The following is a 6,884-nucleotide window of genomic DNA, read 5'->3' as shown; positions in this document are numbered from 1 at the left end:
GCGGGCGACGTGGTCGTGATCCGCTACGAGGGGCCGCGCGGCGGCCCGGGCATGCGCGAGATGCTCAACCCACCTCCGCGATCATGGGCTCGGCGGCTCCGTCGCCCTCATCACCGACGGGCGCTTTTCGGGCGCGACCCGCGGCGCCGCAATCGGCCACGTTTCGCCCGAGGCGGCCGTGGGCGGCCCGATCGCGCTCCTCGAAGAGGGCGACATGGTTGAGATCGACATCCCCGCGAACCGCATTTCGGTGGATGTGGCCGAAGAGGAGCTCGCACGGCGCCGCGCCGCCTGGCAGCCCCGCGCGCCACGCGTCACCACGGGCTACCTCGCGCGCTACGCCCGTCAGGTGAGCTCCGGGTGCACGGGCGCGGTGCTCCGCCCGCTCTGACGCCAGAATCTCCCCTTCGCAGCCCACCGCCCTCCCGTTCCCCCTGAACGGGCGCGGCGGCGGAAGACGAAAAACGGTCGGCTGAAGAATCTCGTTCGAGATCCCGCAACCGGCCGCTTTATTGTGGGGAACTTTCGACGCCCGAGCTGCTTCACCCGAGCGGCACCGCGTCGCGCCAGGCTTCGCGGAAGAAGAGCATCACGGCTTCGAGTCCCGAATGGTTGATCTGCTGCGCGGCCGCGGTGCGCAGCACCGGCTTGGCGTGATACGCGACGCCGATTCCGGCCGCGCGCACCATCTCGAGGTCGTTCGCGCCGTCGCCGCAGCAGAGCACCTCCTTCAGGGAGCACCCGTGGAGCTGCGCGAGCACCTCGACCGCGCGGCGCTTGCCGTCGGCGTCGAGAATCCGCCCGCCCGCAGGGCCGCGCACGACGCCGGTGAGCCGGTCGCCGCGGACTTCGAGTTCGTTCGAAACGGCGCCCGTCATGCCGAGGCGCTTCGCGACGGGGCGCGTGATGGCCGTGAACCCTCCGGAGACCACGTAGCAGTCGACGCCCGCGCGCTTGGCGAACTTCATGAGCTCGGCCGCGCCGTGTGCGGGCCTGGCCGCTTCAACCGCGTGGTCGATCACGCTGAGGGGCGACCCTTTGAGGTGCGCCACGCGTCCTTCGAGGCTTTCCGTGAAGGAAAGCCGCCCCTCCATCGTCGCGCGGGTCACCTTCTCGACTTCGGCCAAGCACCCCGCGGCGCGCGCCATGTCGTCGATGCATTCGTTTTCGATCAGCGTCCCGTCCATGTCGAAGAAGAACGCACGGAAGGACTTCACGGAGAGCCCGGCGGGGAGCCGGAAGAAGTCCGCCTGGAGCCGTTCGGCCGCTTCGCGCAGGGGCTTCAGGTCCGCCGTGCGCTCGACTCCCTCGAGCCGCAGCGCGGGCTCCGAGGGGCGCAGTAGCACGCGCTCGGGATGGATTTCCGCAATGAGGTCTGCGAGGAGCTCGTGCTCGAGCTCCGCGCCGGTGATGACGATGTCGTGCATGAGGGGGACTTCTCCGGGATAGGGAAGGGAGGGAGGAAAGTCTATCAAGCCAGGCGGAGGCTGCCCGGCGGGCGTCGCCGCCGGAATGCTTCGCGGCGCGCCGGGACGCCATGAGGCGGGCGGGCCGCCCTCCGGACGAGAAAGCCGGACGAGAAAAAGCCCGCGGTTCCGGAGAACTGCGGGCTTTTCGTGAGGAAGGTCTTCAGAGCCTTCCGCTCAGCACTTCAGAGCCTGATCCCGAGCCGTGCATCCCGTGGATCGAACCCCCTCGGAGCCGGGGCGGAGAGCTGATGAATTACTTCTTCTGGGCGTCGAGCTGACGGACGTAGATGAACGCCTGCTGGCCGGCGATGCGGCCGAACGTCACGATGTCGGACTGAGCGTTGCCGCCGAGGCGGTTGCCGCCGTGAACGCCGCCGGTGACTTCACCCGCAGCGAAGAAGCCCGGGATGACCTTGCCCTTGACGTCGTAGACCTGGGTGAGCGGGTCGATCTTGATGCCGCCCATCGTGTGGTGAACGGCCGGGGTGACGGCGATCGCGTAGAACGGACCCTTGTCGAGGTCGCGCGGCATGTCGGCGCGGCCGAAGGCGTCCTTGTTGGCGGCCTTGCCCTTCTTCCAGGCTTCCATCGTGGCCTTGAGGTCGGCGGCCGGAACGTTCATCTTGCCGGCGATCTCGTCGAGCGTGGCGCCGTTGAGGCAGTAGGGCTGCTTGATGTACTTGTTCGTGGCCTTCAGCGACTTCTGCATGTCGGAGTCGAAGAAGAGGTAGGCGAGGCCGTCCTTCTGCTTGAGGATCGCGGCGGAGACGTTGTCGCGGGTCTCAAGTTCGTTGTAGAAGCGCTTGCCTTCCTTGTTGATGAGGACCGCACCATTGCCGCGGACGGCTTCGGTGATCATCTCGCCGACGTTCGGAACAACGGTCGGGTGCGTCTGGATCTGATCCATCTGGATCAGGTTGGCGCCGATCTTCTCAGCGATCTGGAGACCGTCGCCCGTGGCGCCCGGATGGTTCGTCGTGGCGAAGCCCTTGAGGCGCGGCACGTACTTGGAAACCATGGCGTTGTTGGCGCCGAAGCCGCCGGCGGCGTCGATGACGGCCTTGGCGTGGATCGTGTAGGCGCCGTCCTTGCCCTGGACCTTGATGCCGACGACGCGGCCGGCCTTGTCCTTCAGGATCTCGGTGGCCTTGGTGTTGGTGCGGATGTCGATGTTCTGAGCCTTGGCGGACGTGTAGAGCGTGCGGACGACTTCAGGACCAACGAGGGCGCCGCCGGTCGGGCGGTGCGTACGGGCGAAGGAGGCGCCGGCCATCAGACCGACGTCGCGCAGGTCGCCGCCGTGGGCGAGCAGCCAGTCAACCGTCGAAGCGGACTTCTCGGCGAGCGTGCGGACGAGCGCCGGGTCGTTGAGCCAGTGGCCGCCCTTCATCGTGTCGAAGTACATGATTTCGACGGAGTCCTTGGAGCCCTTGGCCTTCTGCAGAGCCGTTTCCGTGGCGTTCAGACCGCCGGCGGCGCGGATCGTGTTGCCGCCGACCATGGCCATCTTTTCAACGAGGACGACCTTGGCGCCGAGTTCGTTCGCCTGAACGGCGGCGGACATGCCGGCGCCGCCGGCGCCGATCACGGCGATGTCAACGGTGAGGTCTTCAGCAGCACCGGCGGTGCCGAAGCAGGCCATCACGGCAGCGGCAACGAGAATCTTCTTCATCAATTTCACCTTTCCTTGTGAGTGTGCGGGCGTTGTCTCTGCTCGTCCGTAGAAGACGGGCGCGTACGCCTCGATGGAGATTGAAACCAAACGGCATCAAACTCGTGCAGAATGTTACCCTGAAACGTTCGCTCCGAATAGGTATTAATCCTCATCAGTACCTCTGAAAGGGTATCTACGATCGTCTGATGTCTACAGGATTTGACTCAGTCCGAATCCTTAGCGCAAGCTTAACGATTCGACCGTAGACTTCCGGAAGGGCACGGCGTTTGCGCACGGATTTTCACCCTGAATCCGTAGGGGTTTGCCTGATGCCTCCGATTGAGTATGAAGCGATTGCGGCATCACTCGTTTTTGGGAGATCAACAATGTCGATGCTCACGCCCGAAACCTTCCGGGCGCTTCTGGAGATGGAGCAGGCCGCGGGCTCGGGGATGAGCGTCTCGGAGCTGCGCCGCGAACTCACGGCCACGTTCCCGACGGGCGCGCGCGTGCTGCGCCGCGGTTCGGACGGCTACCCCGACGCCTTTGAGGAACTCAGGGACCCGCCGCGGGCGGTCTGCGCGTTGGGCGACGCGGGGCTTCTCGAGCGGCAGCTGCGCGTCTCGATTGTGGGCTCGAGGGACGCGGCGCCCGAGCGCTGCGAGATGACGGAGCTCGTCGCGGCGAACCTCGCCGCGCGCGGGGCAGTGATCGTCTCGGGGCTCGCCGCCGGGATCGACCGCGCGGCCCACGCGGGGGCGCTTTCGGCCTGGACGAACGAAGGGCGCCCGGGCCGCACGATCGCGGTCCTCGGGACCCCGCTCTCCTTCCCGTGGCCTCCGGAAAACGCGGAGCTCTACGGCGAGATCTGCGCCTCGGGGCTCGCGCTCTCCGAAGCCCCGCAGGCCGAAGGCCGGCGCTTCGACCCCGAGGAGCGCGCGCGGAGCCTGAGGCGCCGCAACCGGCTCGTGGCGGCCCTCGGCACGGGCACCCTCGTGATGGCAGCCCGCCCGGGCTCGAGCACGCTCGTTGAAGTCGAGGCGGCGCTGGAGTTGAGACGCCCCGTCCTCATCTGGCATGAGGCGGCGCGCGCCCCGTGGGCCGAGGAGCTCCTCGCGCGGAACCTCTGCGACGCCGACGGCCGCGAGCTCGTCGCCGTCGCCGCCGACGCGCGCGAAGTGGAGTCTCTCCTCTCGCCCTGGACGCGCGTCTGGTGGCTCTGAGCGCAGGAAAGACTTCGACCTCAACCGGAAGGGCGCGCGCGGACGGCTTCGTCCCGCGCGCCCTTCGCTTCTGCGCCCCTTTGCACGGGCGGCGCAAAAAAAGCCCGCCGGGCTTTGAAAGACCGGAGGGATACAAGAGAGAACAAGGAGAAAAGGAGAAGAGAAAAGGAGTCTTCGTCCGAGGAGGACTTAGGGCACCTTGAAGCCGAACTGGTGGCACTGGTCGCAGTAGTTTTCGCTTTCCTGGTGCATCAGGTGGCAGTTGGTGCATTCGAGCGTCTTGCCGTAATGCGGCGAAACGTGCGGGTTCACGGGCTTCACGCCATTGGTCTTTTCGACGAGCTGATCGACGTTGTGGCAGCCCGTGCAGGTTTCCATCGACGGCGTCTCAGGGTTCTTCATGTCGGGACCATGGCAGGTCTCGCACTTCATGCCCATCTTGACGTGCTGTTCGGCGAGCTTTTCGCCGGCCTGGGCGCTCAGGGCGGTGCCGAGGCCGAGAGCGGCCGCGAGAAGCGCGGTGAGGAGGGTGCGGGTCATTTTCTGGGGTCTTCCGAGGAGGAGTTGTTCCGTTGGGGGGGGGGCTCTTCAAAGAGCGTTCGGCCGCGATTGAGCTGAGGAATCTAGGAGGGGCCGCGCGCAGAGGCGCTCTACGGAGCGGGAGGAAGGTTTGGATGAAGGAGGCCGGACCGCTGGAGGTCTGCGGACCGGACTGAGCGTTCGTGCGGTGCTGCGCCGCGTGTTCCCCGAGGCCTTCAGCATCTGCCCGGAGAGCGCCGCCTCAGGCGGGTTCTCCGGGCAGGACCTCAAAGGAGCCGGTGCATTACATCTTGGCGAACTGTTCGCCGGCGACCATGCCGAACGTGAGGGCGTCGATCACGGCGACCGTGCCGAGGCGGGAGGCGCCGTGGACGCCGCCGGTGATTTCACCGCCCGCATAGAGGCCAGGGATCGGCTGGTGCGTCTGGGCCGAGATCACCTGGGCCTGCTCGTTGATCATCACGCCGCCCATGGTGTGGTGGATCTTCGGAGCGACTTCAATGCCGTAGAACGGAGCCTTGGAGACGTCGAGGCCGTTGGAGAACTTGAGGTTGCGGTGGAATTCCGGATCCTCGCCCTTCTTGATGAACTCGTTGTAGCGGGCGACCTGTTCAAGGAACGGCTTCTTGTTGATCTTGAAGTAGTCGGCGAGCTCTTCGAGCGTGTTGAACTTCTTGACCGTGCCCATTTCGATCGGGAGCTTCACGAAGTTCGGGTTGATCGACTTGACGATGGCTTCGTCGGCGATGGCGATCGGGTAGTTTTCGTCCGTGCCGATCACCTTGAAGAGCGCATCGGACTTGATCTTGCGGCCGGCGTGCTCGTCCATGAAGCGCAGACCAGTCTTGCGGTCGACCACGACGCCGTAGTCCATGCAGGCGTGGTTCGTGAAGTTCACGGAAACGCCGAAGCCCTTTTCACGCGGGTTGCAGTACGGGAGGAACTGCAGCCAGCAGAGCTGGACGGGCTGGGCGCCGATGCCGAGGGCCTTCACCAGGACGCCGGCCGTGGCGCCGGGCTGGTTCGTGGAGTCGGTGGTCGGAACGACGCGCGGATCCTGGGCCTGACGGAAGAAGATGTCGCGCGAGAAGCCGCCGGCGGCGAGCATGACGCCGAGCTTGGCGCGCACGACCTTGGTCTTGCCGGTCTTGTTCTCGAGATCGTCGGAGGTGAGCTTCTGGTTGAAGCGGTAGCCTTCACGGTACGTGACGCCAACGACCTTGCCGTCCTCCATCACGAAGTCGTCGAACTTCGCGCGGGTCAGAACCTTGACATTCTTTTCCTGCTTGATCTTGTCGTACATCGGACGGATGTAGCCCGAGCCGGTGCCGGCCTTGATTTCGTAGGAGCGCGGAACGGAGTGGCCGGCTTCGAAGAGCATCTTGTTCGGAACGAACTCTGCGCCGCAGTCCTCGACGAACTTGATCGTGTCGTTGCAGCGGTCGGCGATCACGCCGAGGAGGTTCGTGTAGTTGAGGCCGAGGCCGTCCTTCAGGCAGTCCTGAATGAAGAGCTCCTTGCTGTCCTTGATGCCCTGGGCCTTCTGCACGGGGTTGTTCGGGCAGGCGACGTTGCCGCCGCAGATCGCGGAGTTGCCGCCGACGACGGGCATCTTCTCGAGCATCAGGACGGTCTTGCCGGCGCGCGCGGCCTTGAGGGCACAGGCCATGCCCGCGAAGCCGGAGCCGATGATCACGACGTCGTACTCACCGTCGTACTTCTTCACCTGCGAGGCGGGGATGCCGGCGTTGGCGGCGGCGCTCGCCATGAGGGTGGCGGCGAGGGCGGCGCCGGACTTGAGCAGGTTGCGGCGATCGAGATTGAGTTCAGACATTCTCAGAATCCTTTGAAGTATTGCTTCGGAGCTCCGCTGCGGGGGTTCCGTGGGAACCTCGGTTGGAAGCGCTTCGTTCCATCCGGGTGATGAAGCCATTCTGAAGACTCTCCGGAAAGCCGCGCCTAGACCTTGGTATAGGTCCGGTATAGGTGGACGCCGCC

At 65.7% G+C, this 6,884-nt stretch carries 5 protein-coding genes and 1 pseudogene; 2 read left to right on the top strand and 4 right to left on the bottom strand.

Annotated features, from left to right (window positions below; all coding sequences use genetic code 11):
* A pseudogene (locus ACT6Y9_RS07415) lies at positions 1–391 on the top strand (dihydroxy-acid dehydratase); the annotation flags it as partial.
* A gap of 151 nt (positions 392–542) precedes the next feature.
* Here the strand turns inward: ACT6Y9_RS07415 and serB are convergent.
* The gene (gene serB, locus ACT6Y9_RS07410) at positions 543–1,427 is read right to left on the bottom strand and encodes a phosphoserine phosphatase SerB (RefSeq protein ID WP_443744057.1); all 885 of its coding nucleotides are present in this window, start codon (positions 1,425–1,427) and stop codon (positions 543–545) included.
* A gap of 295 nt (positions 1,428–1,722) precedes the next feature.
* The gene (locus ACT6Y9_RS07405) at positions 1,723–3,141 is read right to left on the bottom strand and encodes a flavocytochrome c (protein WP_295478957.1); all 1,419 of its coding nucleotides are present in this window, start codon (positions 3,139–3,141) and stop codon (positions 1,723–1,725) included.
* Positions 3,142–3,509: 368 nt separating this feature from the next.
* Here ACT6Y9_RS07405 and ACT6Y9_RS07400 point away from each other — a divergent pair, with 368 nt between their 5' ends.
* Positions 3,510–4,346, top strand: a complete 837-nt coding sequence (locus ACT6Y9_RS07400; RefSeq protein ID WP_443744056.1) for a DNA-processing protein DprA — start codon at positions 3,510–3,512, stop codon at positions 4,344–4,346.
* A 189-nt stretch (positions 4,347–4,535) separates the two neighbouring features.
* On the opposite strand, the gene ACT6Y9_RS07395 is transcribed toward ACT6Y9_RS07400, so the two are convergent.
* Together ACT6Y9_RS07395 and ACT6Y9_RS07390 are read right to left on the bottom strand one after the other, a co-directional pair.
* A complete protein-coding gene (locus ACT6Y9_RS07395; RefSeq protein WP_295478962.1) occupies positions 4,536–4,886 on the bottom strand; it encodes a cytochrome c3 family protein in 351 nt (116 codons plus the stop codon).
* A gap of 283 nt (positions 4,887–5,169) precedes the next feature.
* Complete coding sequence (locus ACT6Y9_RS07390; RefSeq protein WP_295478964.1) at positions 5,170–6,720, bottom strand: FAD-dependent oxidoreductase; 1,551 nt, start codon at positions 6,718–6,720, stop codon at positions 5,170–5,172.
* Between the last annotated feature and the right edge of the window lie 164 nt (positions 6,721–6,884).

This window comes from Sutterella sp., assembly GCF_052272535.1.
In the GTDB taxonomy this organism is placed as follows: Bacteria; Pseudomonadota; Gammaproteobacteria; order Burkholderiales; family Burkholderiaceae_F; genus Sutterella.
Note: the sequence above shows the minus strand (reverse complement) of the source record. Positions and strands in the feature narration are given on the sequence as shown.

Coding starts and splice junctions, on each gene's coding strand:
- ACT6Y9_RS07390 (WP_295478964.1), bottom strand. CDS start 6,720: ATGTCTGAACTCAATCTCGATCGCCGCAACCTGCTCAAGTCCGGCGCC.
- serB (WP_443744057.1), bottom strand. CDS start 1,427: ATGCACGACATCGTCATCACCGGCGCGGAGCTCGAGCACGAGCTCCTC.
- ACT6Y9_RS07405 (WP_295478957.1), bottom strand. CDS start 3,141: ATGAAGAAGATTCTCGTTGCCGCTGCCGTGATGGCCTGCTTCGGCACC.
- ACT6Y9_RS07400 (WP_443744056.1), top strand. CDS start 3,510: ATGTCGATGCTCACGCCCGAAACCTTCCGGGCGCTTCTGGAGATGGAG.
- ACT6Y9_RS07395 (WP_295478962.1), bottom strand. CDS start 4,886: ATGACCCGCACCCTCCTCACCGCGCTTCTCGCGGCCGCTCTCGGCCTC.